30 protein-coding genes and 1 tRNA gene are annotated in these 24176 nt (G+C 70.5%); 16 read left to right on the forward strand and 15 right to left on the reverse strand.

Going from position 1 to position 24176, the window contains the following annotated elements; translation table 11 throughout:
* Positions 1 to 103 precede the first annotated feature (103 nt).
* The 4 genes from AB0878_RS38545 (at position 104) to AB0878_RS38560 (ending at position 1707) form a co-directional block, all read left to right on the forward strand.
* Entirely contained in the window at positions 104 to 283 is a 180-nt protein-coding gene (locus AB0878_RS38545) for a hypothetical protein (RefSeq protein WP_366585936.1), read from the forward strand.
* Between the two features lie 283 nt (positions 284 to 566).
* A complete protein-coding gene (locus tag AB0878_RS38550) occupies positions 567 to 740 on the forward strand; it encodes a DLW-39 family protein (RefSeq protein ID WP_220245417.1) in 174 nt (57 codons plus the stop codon).
* A gap of 36 nt (positions 741 to 776) precedes the next feature.
* Positions 777 to 849: transfer RNA gene (locus AB0878_RS38555), tRNA-Ala, on the forward strand.
* A 237-nt stretch (positions 850 to 1086) separates the two neighbouring features.
* The gene (locus tag AB0878_RS38560; protein WP_366585938.1) at positions 1087 to 1707 is read left to right on the forward strand and encodes a class I SAM-dependent methyltransferase; all 621 of its coding nucleotides are present in this window, start codon (positions 1087 to 1089) and stop codon (positions 1705 to 1707) included.
* Between the two features lie 252 nt (positions 1708 to 1959).
* On the opposite strand, the gene AB0878_RS38565 is transcribed toward AB0878_RS38560, so the two are convergent.
* Both AB0878_RS38565 and AB0878_RS38570 read right to left on the reverse strand, forming a co-directional pair.
* The gene (locus AB0878_RS38565; RefSeq protein ID WP_366585940.1) at positions 1960 to 2655 is read right to left on the reverse strand and encodes a methyltransferase; all 696 of its coding nucleotides are present in this window, start codon (positions 2653 to 2655) and stop codon (positions 1960 to 1962) included.
* Positions 2652 to 2930 (reverse strand): hypothetical protein, encoded by a 279-nt coding sequence (locus AB0878_RS38570; RefSeq protein ID WP_366585942.1) that lies wholly within the window; start codon positions 2928 to 2930, stop codon positions 2652 to 2654. The genes AB0878_RS38565 and AB0878_RS38570 overlap by 4 nt, the downstream gene beginning before the upstream one ends.
* 44 nt (positions 2931 to 2974) lie before the next feature.
* On the opposite strand from AB0878_RS38570, the gene AB0878_RS38575 reads away from it, so the two are divergent.
* Positions 2975 to 3637 carry a dihydrofolate reductase family protein gene (locus tag AB0878_RS38575; protein WP_366585944.1) on the forward strand — a complete coding sequence of 221 codons (663 nt, stop codon included), beginning with the start codon at positions 2975 to 2977 and terminating at the stop codon, positions 3635 to 3637.
* Here AB0878_RS38575 and AB0878_RS38580 read toward each other — a convergent pair.
* Entirely contained in the window at positions 3616 to 5025 is a 1410-nt protein-coding gene (locus AB0878_RS38580; RefSeq protein ID WP_366585946.1) for an FAD-dependent oxidoreductase, read from the reverse strand. The two genes, AB0878_RS38575 and AB0878_RS38580, sit on opposite strands and share 22 nt — an antisense overlap.
* Positions 5026 to 5098: 73 nt before the next feature.
* Here AB0878_RS38580 and AB0878_RS38585 point away from each other — a divergent pair, with 73 nt between their 5' ends.
* Entirely contained in the window at positions 5099 to 5731 is a 633-nt protein-coding gene (locus AB0878_RS38585) for a TetR family transcriptional regulator (protein ID WP_366585948.1), read from the forward strand.
* Here AB0878_RS38585 and AB0878_RS38590 read toward each other — a convergent pair.
* The 5 genes from AB0878_RS38590 to AB0878_RS38610 all read right to left on the reverse strand — a co-directional run bounded on the left by AB0878_RS38590 (position 5728) and on the right by AB0878_RS38610 (position 10069).
* Entirely contained in the window at positions 5728 to 6564 is an 837-nt protein-coding gene (locus AB0878_RS38590) for a PHP domain-containing protein (protein WP_366585950.1), read from the reverse strand. The genes AB0878_RS38585 and AB0878_RS38590 overlap by 4 nt on opposite strands.
* 9 nt (positions 6565 to 6573) lie before the next feature.
* Positions 6574 to 7458: a hypothetical protein gene (locus AB0878_RS38595; protein WP_366585952.1), complete on the reverse strand. Its 885-nt coding sequence runs from the start codon at positions 7456 to 7458 to the stop codon at positions 6574 to 6576.
* Positions 7459 to 8034: 576 nt separating this feature from the next.
* Positions 8035 to 8673: a pyridoxal 5'-phosphate synthase gene (locus AB0878_RS38600; RefSeq protein WP_366585954.1), complete on the reverse strand. Its 639-nt coding sequence runs from the start codon at positions 8671 to 8673 to the stop codon at positions 8035 to 8037.
* Between the two features lies 1 nt (position 8674).
* Positions 8675 to 9592, reverse strand: a complete 918-nt coding sequence (locus tag AB0878_RS38605; protein ID WP_366585956.1) for a hypothetical protein — start codon at positions 9590 to 9592, stop codon at positions 8675 to 8677.
* 66 nt (positions 9593 to 9658) lie between these two features.
* Positions 9659 to 10069: a DoxX family protein gene (locus tag AB0878_RS38610; RefSeq protein ID WP_366585958.1), complete on the reverse strand. Its 411-nt coding sequence runs from the start codon at positions 10067 to 10069 to the stop codon at positions 9659 to 9661.
* 159 nt (positions 10070 to 10228) lie between these two features.
* Here AB0878_RS38610 and AB0878_RS38615 point away from each other — a divergent pair, with 159 nt between their 5' ends.
* A complete protein-coding gene (locus tag AB0878_RS38615) occupies positions 10229 to 10765 on the forward strand; it encodes a DUF2020 domain-containing protein (RefSeq protein WP_366585960.1) in 537 nt (178 codons plus the stop codon).
* A gap of 139 nt (positions 10766 to 10904) precedes the next feature.
* Positions 10905 to 11357, forward strand: coding sequence for a hypothetical protein (locus AB0878_RS38620; protein WP_366585962.1), 453 nt, complete (start codon positions 10905 to 10907; stop codon positions 11355 to 11357).
* Positions 11358 to 11422: 65 nt separating this feature from the next.
* On the opposite strand, the gene AB0878_RS38625 is transcribed toward AB0878_RS38620, so the two are convergent.
* A complete protein-coding gene (locus tag AB0878_RS38625; protein ID WP_366585964.1) occupies positions 11423 to 12046 on the reverse strand; it encodes a hypothetical protein in 624 nt (207 codons plus the stop codon).
* Positions 12047 to 12253: 207 nt separating this feature from the next.
* Here AB0878_RS38625 and AB0878_RS38630 point away from each other — a divergent pair, with 207 nt between their 5' ends.
* Positions 12254 to 12778 (forward strand): peptidylprolyl isomerase, encoded by a 525-nt coding sequence (locus AB0878_RS38630; protein WP_285971318.1) that lies wholly within the window; start codon positions 12254 to 12256, stop codon positions 12776 to 12778.
* A 202-nt stretch (positions 12779 to 12980) separates the two neighbouring features.
* A complete protein-coding gene (locus tag AB0878_RS38635; RefSeq protein ID WP_366585966.1) occupies positions 12981 to 13733 on the forward strand; it encodes a rhomboid family intramembrane serine protease in 753 nt (250 codons plus the stop codon).
* On the opposite strand, the gene AB0878_RS38640 is transcribed toward AB0878_RS38635, so the two are convergent.
* Positions 13730 to 14101, reverse strand: a complete 372-nt coding sequence (locus AB0878_RS38640; protein WP_366585968.1) for a PH domain-containing protein — start codon at positions 14099 to 14101, stop codon at positions 13730 to 13732. The two genes, AB0878_RS38635 and AB0878_RS38640, sit on opposite strands and share 4 nt — an antisense overlap.
* A gap of 118 nt (positions 14102 to 14219) precedes the next feature.
* Positions 14220 to 14486 (reverse strand): cell division protein CrgA, encoded by a 267-nt coding sequence (crgA, locus tag AB0878_RS38645; RefSeq protein ID WP_220245435.1) that lies wholly within the window; start codon positions 14484 to 14486, stop codon positions 14220 to 14222.
* An 889-nt stretch (positions 14487 to 15375) separates the two neighbouring features.
* Here crgA and AB0878_RS38650 point away from each other — a divergent pair.
* The 3 genes from AB0878_RS38650 to AB0878_RS38660 all read left to right on the forward strand — a co-directional run bounded on the left by AB0878_RS38650 (position 15376) and on the right by AB0878_RS38660 (position 17425).
* Entirely contained in the window at positions 15376 to 16269 is an 894-nt protein-coding gene (locus AB0878_RS38650; protein ID WP_366585970.1) for a class E sortase, read from the forward strand.
* The gene (locus tag AB0878_RS38655; protein ID WP_364174134.1) at positions 16269 to 16427 is read left to right on the forward strand and encodes a hypothetical protein; all 159 of its coding nucleotides are present in this window, start codon (positions 16269 to 16271) and stop codon (positions 16425 to 16427) included. The genes AB0878_RS38650 and AB0878_RS38655 overlap by 1 nt, the downstream gene beginning before the upstream one ends.
* A 62-nt stretch (positions 16428 to 16489) precedes the next feature.
* Complete coding sequence (locus tag AB0878_RS38660; protein ID WP_366585972.1) at positions 16490 to 17425, forward strand: LLM class flavin-dependent oxidoreductase; 936 nt, start codon at positions 16490 to 16492, stop codon at positions 17423 to 17425.
* Here the strand turns inward: AB0878_RS38660 and AB0878_RS38665 are convergent.
* The 3 genes from AB0878_RS38665 to AB0878_RS38675 all read right to left on the reverse strand — a co-directional run bounded on the left by AB0878_RS38665 (position 17422) and on the right by AB0878_RS38675 (position 19355).
* Entirely contained in the window at positions 17422 to 17814 is a 393-nt protein-coding gene (locus AB0878_RS38665) for an SCO5389 family protein (RefSeq protein ID WP_366585974.1), read from the reverse strand. The two genes, AB0878_RS38660 and AB0878_RS38665, sit on opposite strands and share 4 nt — an antisense overlap.
* 93 nt (positions 17815 to 17907) lie before the next feature.
* Positions 17908 to 18642: an ABC transporter permease gene (locus AB0878_RS38670; RefSeq protein ID WP_366585976.1), complete on the reverse strand. Its 735-nt coding sequence runs from the start codon at positions 18640 to 18642 to the stop codon at positions 17908 to 17910.
* 2 nt (positions 18643 to 18644) lie between these two features.
* Positions 18645 to 19355, reverse strand: a complete 711-nt coding sequence (locus AB0878_RS38675; RefSeq protein WP_366585978.1) for an ABC transporter ATP-binding protein — start codon at positions 19353 to 19355, stop codon at positions 18645 to 18647.
* A gap of 169 nt (positions 19356 to 19524) precedes the next feature.
* On the opposite strand from AB0878_RS38675, the gene AB0878_RS38680 reads away from it, so the two are divergent.
* Both AB0878_RS38680 and AB0878_RS38685 read left to right on the forward strand, forming a co-directional pair.
* Positions 19525 to 21387 (forward strand): histidine kinase, encoded by a 1863-nt coding sequence (locus tag AB0878_RS38680; protein WP_366585980.1) that lies wholly within the window; start codon positions 19525 to 19527, stop codon positions 21385 to 21387.
* Entirely contained in the window at positions 21384 to 21983 is a 600-nt protein-coding gene (locus tag AB0878_RS38685; RefSeq protein ID WP_366586111.1) for a response regulator transcription factor, read from the forward strand. The genes AB0878_RS38680 and AB0878_RS38685 overlap by 4 nt, the downstream gene beginning before the upstream one ends.
* Positions 21984 to 21995: 12 nt before the next feature.
* Here AB0878_RS38685 and AB0878_RS38690 read toward each other — a convergent pair whose 3' ends face one another.
* Positions 21996 to 23315 (reverse strand): FAD-dependent oxidoreductase, encoded by a 1320-nt coding sequence (locus AB0878_RS38690; protein WP_366586113.1) that lies wholly within the window; start codon positions 23313 to 23315, stop codon positions 21996 to 21998.
* Positions 23316 to 23530: 215 nt separating this feature from the next.
* Between AB0878_RS38690 and AB0878_RS38695 the strand changes: the two genes are divergently transcribed.
* Positions 23531 to 24175, forward strand: a complete 645-nt coding sequence (locus AB0878_RS38695; RefSeq protein ID WP_366585982.1) for an aminodeoxychorismate/anthranilate synthase component II — start codon at positions 23531 to 23533, stop codon at positions 24173 to 24175.
* Position 24176 lies beyond the last annotated feature (1 nt).

Genomic DNA, 24176 nt, shown 5'->3' on the forward strand with positions numbered 1-24176 from the left:
ACACTGGCTGCACACCTACAACCACCACCGCGGACACACCGCACTCGCAGGCCACCCACCACTCAGCCGCGTCCCCAACCTCACAGGTCAGTACACCTAGGGCGTGACCGAGGAGCTGCATCGGCGCGCGTGGGCGTGGCACCGGCTGGGGCCGTGGTTCGAGGTGACCCACGGCGTCGCGATGGGGCAGCCGGGCCTGGTGGAGCCGGGTCTGGCTGGGGTGCGCGCGAGGCTCGCCGGACGCAAGTCAGCCCTGCCGGGAAGAGAAGGCCGGCAGGGCTGACATGTCTGCGATCGGCGCGCGCACGGTCGCCTCTCGGCGAAAGGCACGACGCGGCTCCAGCCGAACGGTATTCCGCGAAGGCAAAGGTGTGAGCCCGGGGGACACGTTGGGCGCACCGACCAGTTTGTTCAACGGCGCACCCACCGGAGGTATTCCGTTCGGCCTGTGACGCGGGTCGCCGGTGGTTCCACGTGGAACCAAGCCCTGGAACCGCCGGATCCGGCGCTCAGCGCGTGCAGTAGCATCGTGGGGTACGGAAGCAAGCTGGAAAAGGGGGCTTCGGATGAAGAAGCTGTTGGCACTCGCAGTCGTCGCGGGCGGCGTTCTGTTCGTCGTGAAGCGCAACAAGGCTGCCAAGGCCGAGGCGGACCTCTGGCGCCAGGCGACCGCCCCCACGGGCCCGGTCTCCGCGAACGGCAGCACCCCGGCCAAGGCCGCGGACGCTTCCCGCAACTGACTTCACCGCGCGGGTGACCCACGGGCACCCGTGCCCGGGGCTGTAGCTCAATTGGTAGAGCACCGCCTTTGCAAGGCGGGGGTCAGGGGTTCGATTCCCCTCAGCTCCACAGCTCAAGAAACACGACGAAGGCCAGTTCAGAGGGGATCTCCTTTGACCTGGCCTTCGTAGTATCCGGCGGCCGTACCTCCCGCCGTGCCCCTGCGGGCGCTCACGCGCGGCCTCGATGTTGCGGCTCATCGAGTCCGCGATCGTGTGGTCGCGCTCGCGCCGAGTGCGGCCTTCAATCTCTGCGCCCTTCAGAGCTGGCAAGCGTCTCTGGTCGCGTTCGTCATGCCTCGATACGGTGCCCTCCGTGCAGCCATCCGATCTTCTGCGGGTCCGTGAGTCCTATGACCGGGTCGCCGACCTCTATGTGGAGCTTGGAGTGGGTCGGTTGGAGGAGGAGCCGTGGCTACGGGCCGCGCTTGCTGCCTTCGCCGAGTCCGTCCGCGGGCTCGGCCCGGTCCTGGACGTCGGCTGCGGCCCGGGCACCATCACTGCGCACCTCACCGAGCTCGGGCTGGACGCTGCGGGCGTCGACCTGTCGCCGCGCATGGTCGAGCACGCCCGGCGGCTTTACCCCGACCTGCGGTTTTCCGTCGCTTCGGCGACCGAACTCGACCTCGCGCCGGCATCGCTCGGCGGCGTGCTCGGCTGGTGGTCGCTGTTCAACCTTCCGCGTGAGGAGCTGCCCGGTGTGCTGAAGACCTTCGCTGAGGCGCTCGTGCCCGGTGGTCAGGCTCTTGTTGGCACGCACGTCGGCGACGGCGACGTGCCGCGGACCAAGGGCTACGGCGGCCTGCCGGTGTCCTGGACGACTCACCTGTACCGCCCCGAAGAGCTGGCCGGAATGCTGGCCGACGCCGGTCTGGAGTTGATCGCCGACCTGCGGATCCCTGCGCAGCCGCCGCAACCGCGCCCCTAGGTGCTGCTCGCCGCGCGACGCCCGGCAATGCCGGAGGCCAGCGGCGAGTAGCGCGGACTCGTGTGTGCCCGATCAACGGGGTGCACGCGTGGACTCGCGGGAACGGTCTCGCAAAACCGCTGGTAGACGCGCCATGAGATCTCGGCAGGTCGTCCGGGATCTGCGGACGGGCATTTGCAGGCGGGGTCAGGGGTTCGATTCCCCTTTGCTCGGCTGCCGGTCGTGGTGATGGGCGACGATCGCGCGCGCACCCTATTGGTGGAATTCGAGCAGGCAGCGTTGCGAAGTCAGGTCCGTGACGGCGTCCAGCCTCAGGCCGTGGGCCGAGGCGAGCGCGCGGAACTCGTCGAGGCGGCGTTCGCGGCCGCCGAAGATGGTGAGCATGGCGAGGGCGCTTGCGGTGTCCGCCTGGTGGCCGGCGACGGGTTCGACGACGAGGATGCGGCCCGTCGAGCCGGCGGCCTCGGCGCAGCGCTCGAGGATTCGGTGGGCGTGGGTGTCGTCCCAGTCGTGGAGGATGTCGACGAGCAGGTAGGCGTCGGCGCTGGGCGGGAGCGGGTCGAAGAAGCTGCCGGCGGTGACCTGGGCGTCCAGGGCGTGGGCGGCGAAGGTGCGGCGGGCGTCGGCGGCGGTCGGGGCGAGGTCGAGCAGGTGGCCGCGCAGGCCGGGGTTCGCGGTGAGGATGGCGGCGAGGATGTCGCCGCGGCCGCCGCCGACGTCGACGATCGTGGAGAACCGTGCCCAGTCGTAGCCGGCGACGAGTTGCGGGATTTGCTCCCGGATGCGGAAAGTCATCTGGCGGTCGAAGGATTCGCGAAGATCCTCGTTCTCGGCGAGATCCGCCCAGAAGTCCTGGCCGTAACGACGCGGGTAGGCGGCTTCGCCCGTGGTGATGCTGTGGGCGAGCTCGACGAACGCCAGCTCGGCGCGCCCGCCGGCGGTGTTCAAGTCGAGGAGCGTCGCGGTGAAGTCGTCGCGGAGGTGGTCGCCGTAAGCGGTGGTGCGGTAGCCGGTGGGGGTGTGCTCGAGGACGCCGAGCGTCGTGAGGTGGTCGAGCAGGAGGCCGAGCGCGACGGGTTCACCCCGAGCTCGGCGGCCAGTTCGGACGGTCCCGCGGCGGAGAGCAGGCGCGCGGGCAGGCCGAGAGTCACGGCGACGCGCAGCGCCATCGGCGTGGCGAGTCCGGCGAGGCGGCGCAGGGTGTTCGTATCGTCGTGGGTCACGAAGATCTACTGTGCCTGGCCGGTCAACCGAAAAAGGAGAGCCGATGCGTCCCCACGTGCTGCTGAGCGTCGCGACGAGTGTCGACGGGGCGATCGACGACACGACCCCCGAACGGCTGCTGCTGTCCAACGCCGAGGACTTCGACCGCGTCGACCAGGTGCGCGCGGAGTCCGACGCCATCCTGATCGGCGCGGGCACGATCCGCGCCGACAACCCGCGGCTGCTGGTCAACAGCGAAGAACGTCGAGCCGAACGCGTGCGCGCCGGCAAACCCGCGTATCCGTTGAAGGTGACCGTGACGGCGTCGGGCGACGTCGATCCGCAGTGGAAGTTTTGGCACCACGGCGCGGAAAAGCTCGTCTACACCACCGAAACGGGCGCCCCGACCGCGCGCGAACGGCTCGGTCAGCTCGCCGAAGTCGTCGCGCTCGGACCACAAGTCGACTTCGGCGCGCTGCTCGACGACCTCGGCCGGCGCGGCGTCCGGCGGCTCATGGTTGAAGGCGGCGGGCAGATCCACACCGCGTTCCTCTCGCAGAGCCTGGCCGACGAGATTCACCTCGCCATCGCGCCGCTCGTGGTCGGCGCCGCCGCCGCGCCGCGGTTCCTACTGCCCGCGTTGTACCCGGGCGGGCGGATGAAACTGCTGGACACGCGGGCGATCGGCGACGTCGTGCTGATCCGCTACGCACCGAAGGCCGGCTGAAACGTCGCGCGCAGGGCGTCTTCGAGCGGGGTGTCACCGCGCCATGCGACGGCGGCGTCGGGGCGAAGCAGCACGGCCGGCAACGCGGTGTCTGCCTTGGCGCGCACCAGGTTCACGTGCTCGGCCCAGCCGACGGGGAGCTCGACGTCGCCGGTGAAATCGAGCAGGACGGCGCGCCCGTCGCGTAGGACCTCGGCCACGCGGGTCGGTCCGTCGGCGGTCACGAGGTCCAGGTCGGGGAGCCGAGTGGGATCGTCCAAACCGGACATCATCCCGGCGAGGTAGCGGTTGGTGTCGGGCAGGCGCATAAGATCGGTGTAGATTTCGCTCAGCGCACGCAAATCCGGGTCCGGGTTCGGCACGGCGAGAACGCGTTGGGCCGACGTGTGGTGCAGCACGCGGGCGGCCTTCGGGTGGCGTTCGGCGTGGTAGGTGTCGAGGAGGCTGTCCGCGGCTCCTCGAAGCGTCGCGGCGAGCTTCCAGCCGAGGTTGAACGCGTCCTGCACACCGAGGTTGAGGCCCTGCCCGCCAAGCGGCCCGTGGATGTGGGCGGCGTCGCCGGCGAAGAAAACGCGGCCGTGGCGGTAGTTTTCGAGCTGGCGCGTGGCGTCGCTGAAGCGGGAGATCGTGCGGACCTCGGCCAAGGTGGTGGGTTCGCCGTAGATCGCGGTGAGTGCCTGCTGCACGGCTTCCGCGGTCATCGGCGGCTCAGCTTCGTCGCGCTTGCCGTAGGTGAAGCGGTAGTGGTCGCCGCCGGTCGGCACGAGCATGCCCCAGTGGTCGGCGGTGGTCCTGGTCATCGTGCTCATGTGGCCGGCCTGCGCGGGCACCAGTTCGGAGACGGCCGATAGGCGCACGTCGGCGAGCACCGCCCGGTACGTGCCGGGACGGCCGGGGAACGGCAGGTCGAGCAGCTTGCGCACGGTGCTGTGCGCGCCGTCGCAGGCGACGACGTACCGGGCGCGCAGGTCCCGGTCGGTGGTCACGGTGACGCCGGTGTCGTCGGCGCGGACCGCGGTGACCTCCTGACCCCGCAGCACGCGAGCGCCACGGGCGGTCGCCGCCGCCTCCAGCACCTCCTCGACCTTCCACTGTGGAATGCCGATCGTATGGGGATGCCTGGTCTGCCAAGGCGTGCAGTCGAGCGGCACCGGCAGCCCGGCGAAGTGCCCGCCGACGGCGGCGCGCTCGAACTGCCGCTCGCGGATCGCGTCGAGCAGGCCTCGCGCGTCGAGCAGCTCGGCGGTGCGCGGCTGGATCGTGCCGCCCTTCGTCTGCTCGATGCGTTCGGTCAGCTTCTCCAGCACCACGACCTCGGCGCCGCCGAGGGCGAGCTCGTGCGCCAGCGTCAACCCGGCCGGGCCCGCCCCGACCACTATCACGTCCATGAAGTGCTCCTCAGTGCATAAGTAGACTGAGTGCAATATAGCCCTGAGTGCACCAAGGCGGTAGCCTGTTTTCGTGGACGAGCGGACCGGCCTGCGGGAGCGGAAGAAGCAGCGCACGCGCGAGGCGATCTCGAACGCCGCGCTTAAGCTGTTCTTCGAGCACGGCTTCGACCAGGTGTCGATCTCGCAGGTCGCGGAGGCCGCTGAGGTGTCGCGGCGGACGTTGTTCGCCTACTTCCAGGGGAAGGACGACCTCGTCCTGCACCGCATGGCGGACCACGAGCACGAAAGTGCGCGCGTGGTCCGCGCGCACCGCGACGCACCGCTTCCCGCGTTGCGCGCGCACTTCCTCGACGGCCTGCGCCGCCACGACCCGATCACTGGGCTCTGCGACCTTCCGCAGGTGCTGGCGCTGTACCGGCTGATCATGGGCACGCCGACCCTGCTGCCGAGCCTGTTGCGGTTCCGGGAAAGCGGGGAGCTGGCGCTGGCGGCCGAGCTGGGCGACTCACCGGACCTGTCGCCGCTGACGGCGCGCCTGGCGGCCGCGCAGATCGCGGCCGTGCAGTGGCGGCTGTCGTTGGAGAACCACCACCGGATGGCGAAGGGCGTCACCGCGACCGACGCGTACCCCGAGGCGGTCGCGGCGGCCGAACTGGGCTTCGACCTGCTGATGAACGGCCTCGGGACGCTCGGCAAGAGTTAACCGCGGCGGATCCACAAGTCGTGCGGAGTGCGGCCGGGCTGGAAACCGCACGAAGCCGCCAACGCGGCGGCCTCGGCGAACGCGTGGCCGACGAGCTCGGGTGCGTGGGCGTCGCTGCCGAAGGAGAGGATCCGGCCACCTTCGGCGGCCCACCACAGGAGAACGTCGCGCGGCAGGGGGACTCTCGTGTTGAGCTCCAGGGCGCGCCCGCTGCCGGCCAGCGCGCGCAGGACCGTGCGGAACTCCTCCTCGAAGTCCGCGGCGACGAAGGGTTTCGACGAAGGCCAGGTGCGCAGCGCGTAGTCGATGTGGGCCAGAACCTCGAAATCGGCTGTCGACTCCACCAGGCCTAGGACCTCGCCCAGGTACGCGCGCAGCGTCGCGTCGGCCGGGCGGTCCGCGATCACGCTCAGCTCGTAGTGGTGAGTCCCCTCCGGCAGCGAGTGCACCGAGCCCAGCACCCGCTCGAAGCGGTGCGCGGCCAGCAACGCGTCCGCTTCCGGCCGATGCCAGTGCGGTTCACTCAGCTCGACGCCCGACAGGATCCGCAGGTCCGGGAACCGCTCGCGGCACTCCTGCACGCACGCGAGGTAACCCTCGACGTCGAGGGCCGGCGGCTCCAGCACGCCGTCGGTCCGCAGCCGCACGCGGAAGTGGTCGGGCAGGTGCGGCCGGATCGGCTCGGGGATGAGCCACGGCGTGAGGTCGGCGTGCTCCGTGAACGCCACCGACGGCAGCCCGAGCGCGAGTGCGCGTTGGCACGACTGGACCATCGACCCGGTGACGGTGTCCCACGACCACTCGGTGTGGACGTGGCTGTCCTGCGGCAGCACGCCCTCACACTACGAGTTGGCCCGCAGCACCGAAATCGCGCGAACGGTGGCGTAGCCGCGCCATTCGAGCGACGCCGCCGGCGAGAAGCTGGCGAAGTCGACCGTCCAGCCGCCGTCTTCGAGCTGCTGGGACTCGAGGCGCTCGAGCTCGGCGGCGATCGCGGCGGGGTCGAGCACCTTGCGCGACGGGCCCGGGATCGGCGAGAAGTCCAGAGGCCGCAGGACCTCGTCCTCGCCGCCGCCGGCGACGTGGAGGATGCCGTCGGGCGGCAGGAACTTGCCGAGGTGGTCGAGGAGTTCGTCGGCCTCGGGGCGGGTCGCGTGCGCGGCGTCGAGGAACCGGATGGCGAACGACAGCTCGATCGCGTGCGGCTGCTCTTCGACTCGGGCGATGGCTTCCAGACAGGTCGACACCGCGGCGGTGAGCCACGGGTGTTCCGCCACGGCCTTGTCGTGCGCCGCGACGCGTAACGCCGTCGACGCGACGAAAGCCGTGCTCTGGAGCGAGAACTTCGTCGGGTTGGCATCCGTCCAAAATGGAGCGCTCCCGGCGCGGTCCGCGACGGGGAACGCGAACGGCAACCCGCCACCCGGCAGCGACACGGACTCCAGCCAGTCGCACAGCTCCAGCGCCAGCGGCGTGGTTTTCGGCGCGATGTCCTCGAACACCTCGAACGCGTGCAGCGCCCCGCCCGGCTGGCTCTCCGGCGCGCGCAGGTCGGGCTCCAGGCCCCAGCCGTAACCGCCGTCGGCATTGCGGTATGCCGCGACGGCCGAGAGCACGGCCTCCGCATCACCGTCTCCTCCGCCGAACAGCAGCTCGAACCGCCGGCGGTCGAGCAGCCGCCCGTGCGCGGCGAGGAAGGACGCGGCAGCAGCGAGGTTCACAGTCATACGACCACCGTCGCACGCCCCCGCGCGCGCGTATTGAACAGTTCGGACACCGGGGGACCGCTCATGACCGAAGCGCTCATCCGCGCCCTCCTGCGCGACCAGCCCCCTGAGGCGCGCTGGCGGAGTGGTGTCGACGCCCGCTTGCCTCGCCCTCGGCTAGCACCTTTCGCGCTCGCCGGCCTGCTGCTCGGCCGACTTATCCACAATCGACCCCCCTGTGCTGAAGCTGTCCACAGATTCCCGCGGGGCCGATTTTTGGCCCCTCACCTCGATAGAATGGGACTGGGGACGCCCCCCGAGGAGGGCGGGGGCGTGTCGTGCGGGGCCGAGGGGTTCGCGGGGCTGTGCGGCGGTTCGGGGCGTGGAGCGAGTGGCGGCGTGGGTGTGAGGTGGCGTTCGAGTCAGGGGGCTGTCGCGGCCGGTGTGCGGAGCTGTCTGTGGTGGTGGGGATCCGGAGCGAGCCGGGTTGGTGTCAATCGGCGAAGTTGGTTGGCGGTGAGAGCCGAAGGCGGGTCGCCGGGTGGGAAGGCAAAGTGAGCTGGCCGGGGTGGGGCGGCGGTCCTGGCAGGCGTCGGGTTAGGGCCAGAGGCGTTCGCGGGTCCAGGTGTTGGCGTCGCGGAGGTAGCGGAGGCGGAGGTGGCGGCGGTCGTGTGAGGCTTGCCAGAATTCGACCGTCGTGGGGGTGACGAGGTAGCGCGTCCAGGTTTTGGGGGCGGCGTCGGGGTTGTCGGCGACCCATTGGGCGGCGGCGTCGGCGGCTTCGGTGAGTTTGGCGGGGTCCGGGAGGGGCTCGGACTGGTGGCCGATGAACGCCTCGACGCGGGAGGCGGGTGGGCGGGCCAGGAAGTCTGCCGCGGAGATCTCCGGGGCGGCCGGGGCGACGGTGCCGCGGACGCGGACCTGGCGGCCGCGGGCGGGCCAGAAGAAGGTGAGGGCGGCGTGTCGGTTGGCGTCCAGCTGGTGGCCCTTGGGGCTTTCCGAGCTGGTGGCGATGGCCCAGGCCGACGGGGCGACGTCCTTGAGGATCACGACGCGGGCGTCGGGGAAGCCGTCGGTGTCCACTGTGGACAGGGTCACCGCGTGGGGCGCGAGGACGTGTTCGCCGGCTTCCGTGAGCCACTCGAGGAACAGCTCTTCGGGGGTTTCCGGGGCGGTGTCCGGGTCGAAGGGCGGGAGTTGTTCGGGGAATGATTGCCAGCCGCGTAGGGAAACCATGTCACTGACCGTACGGTGGGCGGCCTGGTGGTGGGTAGAGCGGTGGCTGCGGGCCGGGTGGGCCGGCGGCCGGGGGTGGCGGGAGTTGGGGTTGCCAGCCGGGTGGGATTTGTTGGCCGGGGAAGCCGCCGGGACCGGGGCCGCCGGCGGTCGGACCGGTCGTGCCAGGGGCTGAACCGGGGTTGTTCGGTGCGGAGTCCGGGGCGCCGTCGCCGGGGGTGGCAGGGCTGTTCGCGGCAAGGCCGGGGGCGCCGTAGCCAGCCGTGCCAGGGGTGTTGTCGCCGTAGCCGGCCGTGCCATAACCAGCCGCGCCAGGGCTGTTCGAGCCAGGGGCCGGGGCAACGTAACCAGCCGCGCCGTACCCGGCCACGCCAGGACCGGCGTTGTACCCGGCCTGCTGAGCCTGCCACTGCGCTTGCCACTGCAGCTGCTGGTAAGCCTCCGTCGGCTGGGGAAAGCAGAACAGCAGCTTCGCGTTGACCGAGCCCTGCACCGCCGCGCCCCAGAACTTGCCGCCGACCCAGGCGTACGTCATGCCGGCGTACGGGTCGACGGCGACCATGCGCGTCTCGCCGCCGAACTGGTTGGCGGTTTTGGCCGAGGCGGCCGTGGCGGCGTCGGGGTGGACGCGGCCCACCAGGCCCGCGATCACGACGGAGGCGGCGGTCCAGCCGACGGTGCCCTGGACGTTGGCGCGCGCGTGCTGGGTGGCGAGGCCGGTGAACTGGAACAACGTCTGCGCGTCGATCTCCGGGTACGCGGCCGCGACGACGCAGTAGTTCATGGTGGACAACATGATCGACTCGGTAAACAGGCCGACGGCCGCGGTCACGGGTCCGATCTGGACGGTGCTGAGCCGTCCGCCGCTGCGTTGGACGCGCTCGGCCACCACGTGCAGGTACTGATCCGGCGTGAACACTCGAACCCCCTGACCGCGACAACGACCGCCCGGCGCCCATCGTCGCACGCCGGGCGGCCGGGGGTGTCAAGCGGCGGGGACAGGGACTCCGCGGGTGCGGCGGAACAGGTCGGTCAGGGCCCAGTGGCCGCCGCCGGTGAAGGCGAGCAGGAGGAAGGCCCAGGCGAAGATGGCGGCCTGCTCGCCGCCGTTCTCGATGGGGAGCACGGCTTTGCCGAAGTGCACGGTGAAGTACGCGAAGGCCATGGAACCGGAGCAGATCACGGCGGCGACGCGCGTGCCGATGCCGAGCGTCACGGCCGCGCCGCCGACGAGCTGGATCAGCGCGGCCCACCAGCCGGGCCACGTGCCGACGGCCGTGGCGTGGTGCCCCCACAGGCCGAACACGGTCGAGGCCCCGTGGCAGAAGAAGAGGAAACCGAGGACGATGCGGAAGAGCGCGAGGACGTGGTCACGGCCTCTGTCGAAGAGTTTCACGGCTGTCGTCTCCCTGGCAGTCGGAAAATACGTGACTGCCAGGGTAGGTAAGCCAAGCCTCAACTATCACCACAGTGAGTGAAAGATCCCTTACTCGCTGAAACTTGAACCTTTCGCTCTTCACTCTCGTGTGACTGGACATGATTGACTGTGCGCGCTATGCGACGAATCCTCGCTCTCGCGCCCGCCCTGGCGTTGCTCGCCGGCTGCAGCGTGTCGACCCCCATCGCGGGCACCGCGCAGCCCGCGCCGCCGCCGACGACCACCAAGCACACGGCTGAGCCCGGCCTGCCGCCCGATCCGCAGCCGACCCGGGAAGCGAAGTGCCCATACCTCTCGGCCGAGACGGTGCAGGACGCGAACGGCCAGCACGTGACGACCGTACGCGTGTCCGACGACAAGCCGCACCCGTCGTGCTTCTTCTACCGCCCCGACGGCGGGCTCCAGGTGACCGTGCAGGTGTACGTGGGCACGAAGGACGTCGCGACGAAACTGGTCAACCGCGCCGCGCCCGTCGACACCTCGAACCCCGCTTCCGACCCCGCCGGGTGGAAGGGCGGCTACCAGCCGGCTGGTGACGGAGTGGTGTACGCGGTCTCGAAGGGGGGAGCCGCGGTCATCGTGACGAGTAACCAACAGCAGAGCATCAAAGCACGCACAGTGGCCAAGAAGGCTATCGCGGCCCTGAAGCTCTGAGTAGTGGCCTCCACACGGGTGAGTGAAGTTGATCTTGTATTACCCTGTGCGGCACGCGCAGGCCCTGGAGCACTCGCGCGGGCGGGTGCCCGTCCGGCACCACAAGCACTTCGCCATCTCTACGACAAGGACAAGATTCGTGGCTGACACCCTCAAGGAAATCCTGCTCGACTCCAGCCGTCGCCCGTCGGTCGTCACCGACCTCGAGGGCCTCGTGGACGCCGAGGTGTCCGACAAGGGCGGGGTCTCCGGCGCCGTTGTCAAAACCGGCTTCGCCGCCGTCAAGAAGATCAAGCCGGGCATCATCCCCTCGGCCGTCGACACCCTGCTGGACGACTTCGCCGTGGCCCTCGAGCCGTTCTACGGCGACTACCGCGCCCAGGGCGGCAACGACTTCGGTGCCTACCTGACCAGCCGTTCCGACGCGGCCGCCGACGCGCTGCTGAGCGTCACCGACTCGCGCGCCGACCGCAGCAGCCGCGACAGCATCAAGAAGGTCTACTCGAAGCTGCGCCCGAACGGCAAGAAGAACGTCGAGGAGGCCCTGCCCCGCCTCGGCCAGCTCATCGACAAGCACGCCGCGATGGCCTGATCTGCCTCAGTAGCAACGGAAGAGGGCCCCGGGACGGCGATCCCGGGGCCCTCTTCGCGTGTGGTTCAGTTCTTCTTCTCGGCGGCCGACGTGCTGGGGGCCTTGCCGTTGCTCGCCGGAGACGGCTTGGTCTCCGAAGCGGGCTTCGCCGGAGGAGCCGGCGGGGTCGCCTTCGGCGGCGCCGGGGCGACCGGCGGCTCCTGCTGGCGCGACTTCAGCACCACGGCCGTGCCGACGGCGACGGCACCCAGGCCGAGCAGCCACGGCCAGCGGCGGCGCTTGCGCGTGCCCTTGGCCGCAGACTTCGCCTCGACCAGCGCGGCGCGGAAGTCCTTCTTCGCGGCCTTGAAGTCCTTCTTGCCCCGGCGCTTCGACTCACCGGCGGACTTCGCGGCCTTGATGGCGGCCTTCTTCGCCTTGCGGCCGGGCTTCTTCAGCTCGGCGACGCGGGCGAGGGCCTCCTTGCGAGCCGCGGCCGAGCTCTTCTTGAGCTCCTTGCGCGTCAGCTCGGTCTTCTTCGCGAGCTTCTTGCGTGCCCGGCGGCTCTGCTTGGCGAACTCTTCGGCGCCGGCTTCCGCGGCCTTCGCCGCTGAAGCTGCCCCCGCCTTGCCCGCTTCGGTGGCTCGCTTGCGCAGGCCGACCGCGCCGGCCTTCACCGACTCGCTCACCGAATCTGCGGCCCGGGTCATGGCCTTCACCTCACCAATCGTTTTTGATATCGCTCTGTTGCCCGTAACCTATCGTGCCCTTTTTCCCGGCGTGACGCTGTGTCTTCCCCCATCGGGAACCGGTGAAACCTCGGGAAATGCCCATCTTCCTGCGGTCCTGCCGCGGGGTTCCCCCGTGCCGAGCCCCCTGAACCCCCCAAATGTGGGAAGGGATGGCACGATGGCGGCGTGACTGAAAGCGCCCGCAAGGCCACCCTGCACACCAATCAGGGTGACATCCACGTGAACCTGCTCCCCGACCACGCGCCGAAGACGGTCGCGAACTTCGTGGGGCTGGCCGACGGCTCCAAGGAATACACGCAGCCGAACGCGCAGGGCACGAACTCCGGCCCGTTCTACGACGGCTCGATCTTCCACCGGGTCATCGACGGCTTCATGATCCAGGGCGGCGACCCGACCGGCACCGGTCGTGGCGGCCCCGGCTACAAGTTCGGCGACGAGTTCCACCCCGAGCTGCAGTTCAACAAGCCCTACCTGCTGGCGATGGCGAACGCCGGGCCCGGCACCAACGGCTCGCAGTTCTTCATCACCGTCTCGCCGACGACCCACCTGAACTTCAAGCACACGATCTTCGGCGAGGTGGCGGACCAGGAGTCCCGCAACGTCGTCGACGCGATCGCGCGCGCGGCGACCGGCCCGGCGGACAAGCCGCTGTCCGACGTCGTCATCGAGAAGGTCACCATCGAGGCCTGAGGCCGTCTCGGGGGGATTTCGGTAGGTTGGAGTCATCGTGAACCAACCGCCGAATCCCCCCGCGTACCCTCCGCAGGCTGCGCTCCCCGGTTGCTGGTGGCACCCCAACCGCCCGACCGGCCTGAGCTGTGCGCGCTGCGGACGTCCGGCGTGCCCGGACTGTCTTCGCGAAGCCCCCGTCGGCTTCCAGTGCACCGACTGCGTGCACGCCGGCTCGCAGCAGACGCGGCAGCAGCACCGCGAGTACCAGAACTCCGGCATGGGCACGCGCACGATCGCGGGAGCCCGGCCGACGGACTCCGTCGTGATCACGACGACGCTGCTCGCCGTCAACGTGCTGATCTACCTGATCACGGCGTTGCAGACGAAGAGTCTTTTCGACAACGGCAATGCGCCTCTGGAGCAGTTCGGCTGGATGCAGCCCGCCACCACACTCGTCGGCGGCGAGTGGTGGCGGATCTTCACATCGGGCTTCGTGCACTTCGGGATCATCCACATCGCCGCGAACATGTTCTCGCTGTGGATGATCGGCCGCGCGCTGGAGCAGGTCTTCGGGAAAGCCCGGTACACGGCGCTCTACTTCGTATCGATGTTCGGCGCGTCCGTCGCGGTGCTGCTTTTCGACAACCCGCTCCAGGTCTCCGGCGGCGCCTCAGGCGCACTGTTCGGGCTGCTGGGCTGCTACGCGGTGATCGTCGTCAAGCTGAAGCTCAACCCGGCCGGCTTGCTGGTCACACTGGCGATCAACGCGTACATCACGTTCTCGATCCCCGGCATCTCGATCCTCGCCCACGTCGGTGGGCTCATCACGGGTGCGCTCGTCGCCGTGGCCCTGCTCTACGCGCCGGAGCGCAACCGCGTGCGGTGGCAGGCGATCGGCGTGGCGATCATCGTGGTGGCGCTGCTGGGCCTGGTCGTCTACCGCGGCGTTGAGCTCTCGGCGCTGGCCGGCTAGAACGCGCCGCGCAGGGCGGTGATCGCGTCGAGGACGTCGCGCGGGTCTTCGCCGAGGTCGACGCGGCCGAAGATGTAGAGCTCGTCGTCGTGTTCGAGCTCCAGTGTCACGCCGTCGCGGCCCAGCCGGCGGGTGGTGCGCAGCTGGATGCTCGTCCGGTCCCACGGCAGGCGGTGCGTGCCGCCGAGCGTGCGGGTGACCAGGCCGTCCGCGTCGACGGACAGCCGTGGGCGCACCACGCTCCAGTGCACCGCGAACGCCCCGATCGCGACGGTGGCGAGCCCCATGAGCACCGCGCCCTTGCCGTCGCCGAAGAGCCCGTCGAGCACCGCGCCGGCGAGCAGCAGGACTGTGACCAGCCAGGCCACTACCACAAGGGCCGAACGGGGTGCCCACGAGGTGGGGTAGTTATCCACAGAGGTTATCCACACTGGGGATGAGTCACACCGATGTAATTCGGTGTCAAGCCGCCATCCGGAGTAATGATCAGCGCCAGCGCATGGTCATGAGCAGGCCCACGATCATCGCCGCGAAACCGATGCCGAAGTTCCAGTTCCCGAGAGACGTCAGGAACGAAATCTTGTCGCCGGCGATGTAGTTCACGATGAGCCACAGCAGCCCGAGGAGCATGAGGCCGAACATGACGATCTTGTAGAACAGGTTCGACGGGCCCGCGGCCTTGACCTTCACCGGCGTCCGGCGATCAACGGGCGGGGTGTACGCGGTCTTCTTGCGGACCTTGGACTTCGGCATCGTGTTCCTCGCGTGCTGTTCTGGCTCTGCCTGGTGGCGGTGCCTGTTCGCGGGCGTCCCGCTCGTCGGGTTGCGCAACCAGCGCCACGTGAACACGTTAACGTAAACGACGGCTCCAGAGCACTGGGCGGGAGCGGTCGGATTTCCGGACTGTGACAATAGCGCCACCGGCAGTTCCACCGGCGGTGTGAGAGGAGCTTGCGTGACGACGCAGGATTGGCCGGGTGAAGACGACCGCCGCCGCCCCGCACCAGGGCCCGACGGCCAGCGGCGACGCCAGCCGCCGCCCGGTGCCGACGGCGCCGCGAGACCACGCAGGCAGCCCCCGGAGGACCCCACCCGGAGAGTGCCCCCGCCCGCGCGCCGCGTCGCGGGCGACCCGGCAAGCAGGCAGGCCGACCAGCGCAGATCACCCGAACAGCGGCAGCCGCGTCCCACTCAGCAGAACGGCACCGAGCCGGGGCGCACGCCGGGCGCGGACGCAGGTGGCGCCCGACGGGGCGCCGGTGAGCCGGCCTACGGCGCGCGAGGCGCCGACGCCGGTGGCCACGACGCAGGTGGGCAGGCAGGCAGCGGGCCAGGAGGCGCCGGCCGCCGAGGCGCCGCGCCGGGCGCGGGGGGACCGATGGCCGCCGGGCCCGACGCCGGCGGGCCGCCAAGCGAGCCGGGCCGGCGCGCGCGGGCCGAGGGACCCGGCACGCCACCCCGCGGGATCGAGTCGGCCGGGGACCCGCCGACCGAGCGCATGGGCACTCCGCCCCGGGGCACCCAGCGGGCCGGGAATCCGCCCACCGAACGCATGGGCACCCCGCCGCGCGGGACTGGGCGGCCGACGCAGCCGCCACGCGGCGGAGCTGGGCCGGACCCCAGGCGCAGGCCGCGGCCCGTCGTGGCCGATCAGCCCACCGAGGTGTTCGCGGCCGTCGAGGCGGGGGGAACCGCCACCGCGGTGAAGGAGAAGCCCGAGCCCGCGCCGTTGGGCAAGGGGGGCGTCGCGATTCGGACGGCCGGGGAAATCCTCATCACGCTCGGCCTGGTCGTGCTGCTGTTCATGGTCTACGAGGTCTACGTGACCGACCTGTTCTCGGCCGAGAAGCAGTCGGCGGCGAGCGACCAGCTCGAGGGCGACTGGGCCAAGGACCGCACGCTGCACCCCGGCCTCGTCGACGGCAAGGCGTTCGCGCGCATCCACATCCCGTCGTTCGGTGCGGACTTCAACTTCACGATCCAGGAGGGCACCGGCGAGGACTCGCTCGCGATCGGGCCCGGCCACTACAAGGGCACGGCGCTGCCCGGCGAGCCCGGCAACTTCGGCGTCGCCGGTCACCGCGTGGGCAAGGGTGCGCCGTTCAACGACCTGGACAACCTCAGCTCGTGTGACCAGATCGTGATCGAGACGCAGACCGACTTCTACATCTACAAGGTCCTGCCCTACGACGACGAAATCTCCGGCTGGAGCAGCGGCAAGGGCGCGCAGCCGGAGTGCAAGGGCGTGTCGACGCTGCGCAACCCGAGCATTCCGGGCGGCGGCGCCTACGACCAGACGTTCGGCCGCAAGGTGGTGCTCCCGAGCCAGGGCGACGCCGTGAACCCGGTGCCGTACAAGCCGGCCGACACGCTGCCCAAGGCGCAGGAGGCCTCGCTGCTCACGCTCACCACGTGCCACCCGCAGTTCTCCGCGAAACAGCGGCTGATCATCACGTCCGTGCTCACGCAGCAGGTGCCGAAGTCGCAGGTGGCGGACTACGGGAAGCTGTTGACCGAGATCGGCGGTGCTTCCTGATGTACGCGTGGATCTGGCGGCGCCTGCCGGGACCGTTCGCGGCGAAGCTGACGATCGCCGTCGTGCTGGTGCTCGGCATCATCGCCCTGCTGATGTTCGTGGTGTTCCCGTGGCTCGACCCGCTGCTGCCGTTCAACGAAGTGTCGGTGGACAACTGAGGCACACCCGCTTCGGCGTCTTCCTCGTCTCCGGGCGGTTCCCGGGGCAGGAGGACGCCGAAGTGCTGCTCAGGACCGTGCGCGCGGCCGAGGCCGCGGAGGCGGCGGGCTTCGACGACGTCTGGCTCGCCGAGCACCACTTCCTGCCCTACGGCGTGTGCCCGTCGGCGATCACGCTCGCCGCGCACGTGCTCGGGCGCACGTCGGGGATCACCGTCGGCACGGCGGTGAGCGTGCTGTCGACGACGCACCCGGTGGCGCTCGCGGAGCAGTGGTCGATGCTCGACGCGGTGTCCGGCGGCCGCCTGCGCCTCGGCGTCGGGCGCGGCGGGCCGTGGCAGGACCTGGAGGTGTTCGGCACCGGGCTCGAACGCTACGAAAGCGGCTTCGCGGAATCACTCGACGTGCTGCTCACCGCTGCGAACGGCACCGCGTCGGCGGCTGGTGAGCACTTCAACTTCCGCGAGGTGCCGCTGGTGCCGACACCGCGGCGGCGGCCGGAGGTGGTCGTGGCGGCCGGCGGCCCGAAGTCCGACGCCGTGCGGCTGGCCGCCGAACGTGGGTTGCCGATGCTGCTCGGGCTGCACGCCGGTGACGACGAGAAGGCCGCGACGGTCGAGGCGTACGGCGGGCACAACAACCACGTGTCCACCGTCCTCTGCCAGGTCGGCGACAGCCGTGCCGCGGCGGTCGACGTGGTGCGGAAGTCGTTGCCCGGCTGGCTTTCCGACGGGCTCGGCGCGCACGTGACGGTGGACGGCCGGCCCGGTCCGTCGCGGGATCCGCACGAGTACACCGAGCACCTGTGCGAGATCCACCCCGTCGGCGATCCGGACTACTGCGTGGCGACGCTGGAAACGAGCCTCCGGCGCACCGGAGCCGCCCACGTGATCATGTTCGTGGAGGCGTCCGGTACGCCGGAGGGCACGGCGGAGAACATCGCGCGGATCGGCGCCGAAGTGCTGCCCGCGCTCAGGGATTCAAAAGCCGGCGCTTAACAGTCGCGCAGTTCCGGGCTCTGGTTGAGCAGCTGCCCGCGCACCGAGACGAACGCCCGGTAGCGGTCACCGTCCACTTCGGACTTCCGGAACACCGCGACCCGGTGGCAGTTCTGGAAAGCGAGCTTCACGCCGAAGTGGCGCTCGAGCCCGCCGCGGATGGCGTCGGAGGCCAGTGCGCGCAGCAGCTGCCCGCGGGCGGCCTCGCTCGGCGGCGGCGTCTCGTTGTCGGCGAAGCCGTCCGGCGCGCCGTCGGCCTCGGCGATCACGCCCGTGATCACTTCCCACGCGTACGGCAGCGACTCCCGCACGCAGGCGACGAACTCGGCGTCGGAGACCTCCCCGCGCTCGGCCTTTTCCAGCAGCGCGGGCGATACGTCCAGAGACAAGACAACCTCCATGGTGAGTGGTTCCCCTTCCTGGCTACTCGCCCGGCCGAGCACGCCACAAGAGAAAACGGTATTCATCACCACTTCGGTGGATCACTCCCACCGGAACAGCCGCACGGCCAGCGCCGTCCCGCCCAGCGCGAACGCGGCCAGAGCGACGAACTGCAGCGGCTGAACGCCCGCGCCCACCCACGCGTCCTGCAACGGCTGGGTGCCCGGCGGCACGTACGCGCCGATCCGCTGGATCACCTCGGGCAGCAGCGGCCGCGGCAGGTACACGCCGCCGAGGAACATGATCGGGAAGAACGCGATCATCGCGATCGCGGCCGCGGCTTTCGCCGTGCGGGCGATCGAAGCCGCGATGAGGCCGAGCGCGAACACCGCCACCAGGCCCAGCAGCAGCGTCACGACGTAGGTCAGCGGGTGGCGCGGCAGCGGCACGTCGAACACGACGCGCGCGGTCACCAGCATGAGCGCCACGCCCGCGAGCGCCACGACGGCGTGCAGCACCAGCTGTGCCAGCAGCAGGAACGCGGGTGGCACGGGCGTGGTCGCGAGCCGGCGCAGCACGCCCTGCTCGCGATAGCTCGCGACAGCCGCGGGGATCGACTGCAGGCCCAGCATCGCGAGCGCGACGACCACGAGCGAGGGCACCCACAGGTCGATGAAGCGGTGACCACCGGTCACCTCGCTCGGTTCGCGCATGCCGGGGATGGAACCGACGCCGACCAGCACCGCGGTCGGCAGCAGGACGCCGAAGATCGCCCACATCGGCGTGCGTGCGAAGAGTTTCGCTTCGGTGACGAGGAGTTTGGTGAAGGTGTGCACGGTCAACTCCGTCCGGTGAGGGTGACGAACGCGTCGTCCAAAGTGGATTTCCCCGTGGTGGCACGGAGTTCGGCCGGGGTGCCGGTGGCGACGATCCGGCCGGCGTCGAACACGGCGACGCGGTCGCAGAGGCGCTCGGCCTCGTCCATGAAGTGGGTGACGAGCACGACGGTCACGCCGGCGTCGCGCACCCCGGTCACGAGCTGCCAGGTGTCGCGGCGCGAATGCGGGTCGAGACCGGTGGTGAGCTCGTCGAGGATCGCGATCTCGGGGTCGCCGACCAGCGCGAGCGCGATCGACAGCCGCTGCCGAAGGCCGCCGGAGAGCTTGCCGAACGCCGTGGCCCGGTGCTCTTCCAACCGCAGCTGCCGCAGCAGCACCCCGACGTCGGCCGGGTGCGGGTAGAACGCGGCGAACAGGTCCAGCGCCTCGGCCACCCGCAGCTTCTCGGGCAGCCGCGCGTCCTGCAGCTGCACGCCGACGCGCTGGTGCAGCCGGGCGGCGTCCTTCGCGGGATCCAGGCCCAGCACGGAAATCGCACCGCTGTCAGGCCGGCGCACGCCCTGGAGGCATTCGACGGTGGTGGTCTTGCCGGCGCCGTTGGTGCCGAGGATGCCGAAGATCTCGCCGCGCTCGACGGTGAACGAAACGCCGTCGACCGCGACCCGCTTGCCGTAGGTTTTGCGGAGCTCGGTGACTTCGATGAGTGGCATGCGACAAACGCTAGAAGCGCGCGGCGTCCGGCAGAATGACGGTGAAACCCCAGCTCAGGTGGGGTTTTGCTGACGTGGGGGTGGGGCTGGGCCCACCCCGGTACGGGAGCTTCGGCCAGTGCGCCCGAGTGCCCGGCTCGGTCAGACTGCGGGAAAGGGGGTGCGGCGAATGGAATCCGTGCGGCGAGCGTTCGTCCTCGCCGGCCTCGCGCTGCTGAGCTGGGTCGACGCGCTCGTGGAGCTGCTCGCTTTCCTGCTGCTCTGCGTCGGACTGGTCTTCTTCTTCACCCCAGCCATCGACCGGGCCCGCGGGCGCTCGGCGCGCACGCGGGAGCTCGTCGGCCGGTGGTGCGGGATCGAGGTCGCGACGCCGTACCGGCCGGCCCCGGCGGAGCCGGAACGCGAGCGCGACGGCTGGTACCGCGACGGCAACCAGCTCTACAAACGGGCGTGGTGGATCCGCTGGAACCGACGTTTCACGTGGATCATGGAGGATCCGGCGACGAGCCGCGAGCTCGGCTGGCAGGTGCTCAACCCGCCGTTCGCGCTGGTCACGGCGGTGCTGTCGGTGGTGGCCGGACGCCACGCACTGCGCTGGTACGGCCGCTGGACCCGCCACTGGCTGGGGCCGCACCCGGCCGCCGACCCCGCCCGCAAGTGGTGGCTGCACCGCCACCTCGAGGCGGCTGGCCACCAGTTCGGCCTTCTCGCCCTGGCGTGCGTGCACCTGGTCTTCTCGGTCTGGCAGCTGGTGCTGATCGTCGGCGCGGCCCCGATGACCGCGTCGCTCGTGGTGGGCAGCCGGACGATCACGGACACGCTGCGGCGCGAGGCCGGGTACTGGACCGGCGTGCGCATCGACCGGCCGTACCTGCCCCCGCCCGGGCTGCCGGTGCCGCGCGCCGACGGGCTCTACCAGTTCGGCAAGCAGCTGTACGACGAGCCGTTCTGGCCCCTTCAGCGCGCCCGCACGCAGTGGGTCCTGCGCGACCGGGCCACCTGGCGCGACCTCGCCGGCGGCGCGCTGATCCCCGTGGTCTGCCTGCTGCTGACGTTGCCGACGGTCGCGTTGCTCGGCTGGGGCCTGACCGGCCTGGCGACGCTGTGGGTGTGGCGGCCGTTCGTGACGGCGCCGGACCAGCCGGTGCAGTGGTACCCGCTGCCCGAGGTGTCGACGCACCTCGGCGCGCTCGCGCAGACGCCGCTCGCGCTTGTGCTGCTGGTCGCCGGACTGGCGCCGGCGCCGTGGCTCGCCCGGCAGCAGGCCCGCTTCGCCCGCGTGTGGCTCGGTCCGACGGAGGCGACGCGGCTGGCGCAGCGCGTGGCGCGACTGGACCAGTCGCGCACCGACGTCACCGTGGCCCAGGCCGCGGAGCTGCGGCGCATCGAACGCGACCTGCACGACGGCGTCCAGTCGCGGCTCGTGGCGATGGGCCTGAAGCTCGGCGCGGTCGAGGCGCTGATCGACAGCGATCCCGAAGCGGCCAAACGGCTGGCGGCCGAGCTGCGCACCGCGTCGGCGGACGCGTTGACCGAGCTGCGGCTGCTCGTGCGCGGCATCCACCCGCCGGTGCTGTCCGAACGCGGCCTCGTCGACGCCGTGCGCGCGGTCGCGCTCGACAGCCCGCTCAAGGTCGAGGTGACGGCCGACGTGCCCGGCCGCCTCGAGCAGCCGGTGGAGGCGTGCGCGTACTTCGCCGTGTGCGAGCTGCTGGGCAACGCGGCGAAACACGGTGGTGCGAAACGGGTTTCGGTCTCGCTGACGCACTCCGACGGTGTGTTGCGCGTGGTCGTGACCGACGACGGCAGCGGCGGTGCCGAAGCCGCGCGCGGATCGGGACTTCGCGGAATCGAGCGCAGGCTGGGGGCTTTCGACGGTACGTTGAGCCTCACCAGCCCACCGGGCGGACCGACCGAGGCGATCCTGGAGGTGCCGTGCCAGACAGTCCCGGAACCGGCGGGCCAGGAAGCGGCGCCGGCCGCCCCCGAACCGTCATCGCCGAGGACCAGTACCTCCTCCGAGACGGCCTGACCCACCTGCTCGCCGCGCACGGCTTCGACGTCGTCGCCGCGGTCGGCTCGGGCCCGGAACTCGCCGCGGCACTGCGGGAACATCGCCCGGACGTGTCCGTTGTGGACGTTCGCATGCCGCCGACGAACACCGACGAAGGCCTGCAGGTGGCGCTGGCGGCCCGGCGCGAGATGCCCGGCCTGCCGATTCTCGTGCTGTCGCAGCACGTCGAGCAGCTCTACGCGCGCGAGCTGCTCGCCGACGGAACCGGCGCCATCGGTTACCTGCTCAAGGACCGTGTGTTCAACGCCGAGCAGTTCGTGGACGCCGTGCGCCGCGTCGCCGCCGGCGGCACGGCCATGGACCCCGAGGTGATCGCGAAACTGGTGGCGGGCAACGCTTCCGACCCGCTCGCGGCCTTGACCCCGCGCGAACGCGAGGTGCTGGAGCTCATGGCCGAGGGCTGCTCCAACGCCGCGATCGCCGCGCGCCTGCACTTCAGCGAGGGCGCCGTCGGCAAGCACACGGCCAACCTCTTCGCGAAGCTCGGCATCGCCGCTTCCGACGACACCAACCGCCGCGTGCTGGCCGTGCTCGCCTACCTCGGCGCCAGTTGATCCCTTGACGCGCTAGTCGCGCGAAACCCGCACCATCTCGTCGCGCTCCACGACCTTGATCCGCTCCCGGCCGTGCGGCTCGCCCAGCGACTTCTCGTGCGCGTCGAGCTTGCCCCAGCCTTCCCACGTGGTGAACGGAATCCCGCGCCCGGTGAGGAAGTCGAGGATCGCGTCGGGGGAGTCGTGCTTCGGCGTCGCGAGCGTGTCCGCGTCGGCCAGCAGGCTCGCGACGGTCTCCGCCGCGTCGCCCTTCGTGTGGCCGATCAGGCCGATCGGGCCGCGCTTGATCCAGCCGGTGACGTAGACGCCGGGCAGCTGGTTCTCGTCGAGGTCCAGCACGCGGCCGGCCTGGTTCGGCACGACGCCCGCGGTGTGGTCGAACGGGATCTCCGGCAGGTGCGACGACAGGTAGCCGACCGCGCGGTACACGGCCTGCACGTCCCAGTCGTGGAACTCGCCCGTGCCGCGCACGCCGCCTTCACTGTCGTACTCGGTCCGCTCGGTGCGCAGTCCGGTCACGCGGCCGTCCTCGCCGAGGACCTCGGCCGGCGCGTGGAAGAAGTGCAGGTGCAGCCGCTTCGGGCGGGTGCCCTCGTCGCGGATTGCCCACTCCTGCAACGTCTTCACGACCATGTCGATCTGCTTCGACGCCCGCAGCGCCGTGATGCTGGCCTCGTCGAACTCCATGTCCTCGGGGTGCACGATCACCTCGACGTTGGGCGAGTGGTCGAGTTCGCGCAGCTCCAGCGGCGTGAACTTCGCCTGCGCCGGGCCGCGGCGGCCGAACACGTGCACGTCGGTGACGGGGCTGGCCTTCAGGCCTTCGTAGACGTTGGCCGGGATGTCGGTGGTGAGCAGCTCGTCGGCCGTCTTCGCGAGGATGCGGGCGACGTCGAGCGCCACGTTGCCGACGCCGAGCACGGCGACCGAAGTGGCGGTCAGCGGCCAGGTGCGCGGCACGTCGGGGTGGCCGTCGTACCAGCTCACGAAGTCGGCTGCGCCGTGGCTGCCGTCGAGGTCGGCGCCCGGGATGCCGAGCGGCCGGTCGGCCATCGCGCCGGTGGAGAAGATCACGGCGTCGTAGAACTCGCGCAGCTCGTCGAGCTTCAGGTCGGTGCCGTAGTCGACGTTGCCGAGCAGCCGGATGTTCGGGCGGTCGAGCACCTTGTGCAAGGCGGTCACGATGCCCTTGATCCGCGGGTGGTCGGGCGCGACGCCGTAGCGGATCAACCCGAACGGCGCGGGCATGCGCTCGAACAGGTCGACCTGCACGTCGGCGTCGGACTTGTCCAGGAGGTCGGCGGCGTAGATACCGGCAGGGCCGGCGCCCACGACCGCTACGCGAAGGAATCGGCTCACCGCACCCACGGTAAGTTAGGGCTACCTAACTTTCACTGTGATCTGGCGTACGGTCCAGCAGGTGGGAGCGGCACTGTGCCGGTTGTTTACTAATCCGACCACAGCCACGGCCGCATGGCTTGGGCAGCGACGGCTACGTCTCGCTCGGGGGAGCGGCCTACTTTTGGCCGGATCAGTAAAGTGGCCGCATGCGCGTACTCGTCGTCGACAACTACGACAGCTTCGTCTACAACCTGGTGCAGTACCTGGCGCAGCTCGGCGCCGAGTGCACGGTGTGGCGCAACGACGTGGTCGACCTCGAGCGGGTGCCCGAGTTCGACGCCGTGCTCGTCTCGCCCGGCCCGGGCACGCCCGAGCGCGCCGGCCAGAGCATCGAGGTCATCGCGAAGTGCGCCGAGACGCGCACGCCGATGCTGGGCGTCTGTCTCGGCCACCAGGCCCTGGGCGTGCACTTCGGTGCGACCGTGGACCGCGCCCCCGAGCTGCTGCACGGCAAGACCAGCCAGGTCCGCCACGAGGGCAAGGGCGTGCTCGCCGGCCTGCCCGACGGGTTCACCGCCACCCGCTACCACTCGCTGACCGTGCTGCCCGAGACGATCCGCGACGAGATCTTCGAGGTCACCGGCCGTACCGAGTCCGGTGTGGTGATGGGCATGCGTCACCGCGAGCTGCCGCTGGAGGGTGTGCAGTTCCACCCCGAGTCGGTGCTCACCGAGGGCGGGCACCGGATGCTGGCCACGTGGCTGGCCTCGGCCGGCTACGCCGTCGACCCGAAGAAGGTCGACGAGCTGGAACGCGCCACGAAGGCGCTGCAGAAGGCCGCCGCTGCGTGAC

It is taken from the genome of Amycolatopsis sp. NPDC047767 (assembly GCF_040704195.1).
In the GTDB taxonomy this organism is placed as follows: Bacteria; Actinomycetota; Actinomycetes; order Mycobacteriales; family Pseudonocardiaceae; genus Amycolatopsis.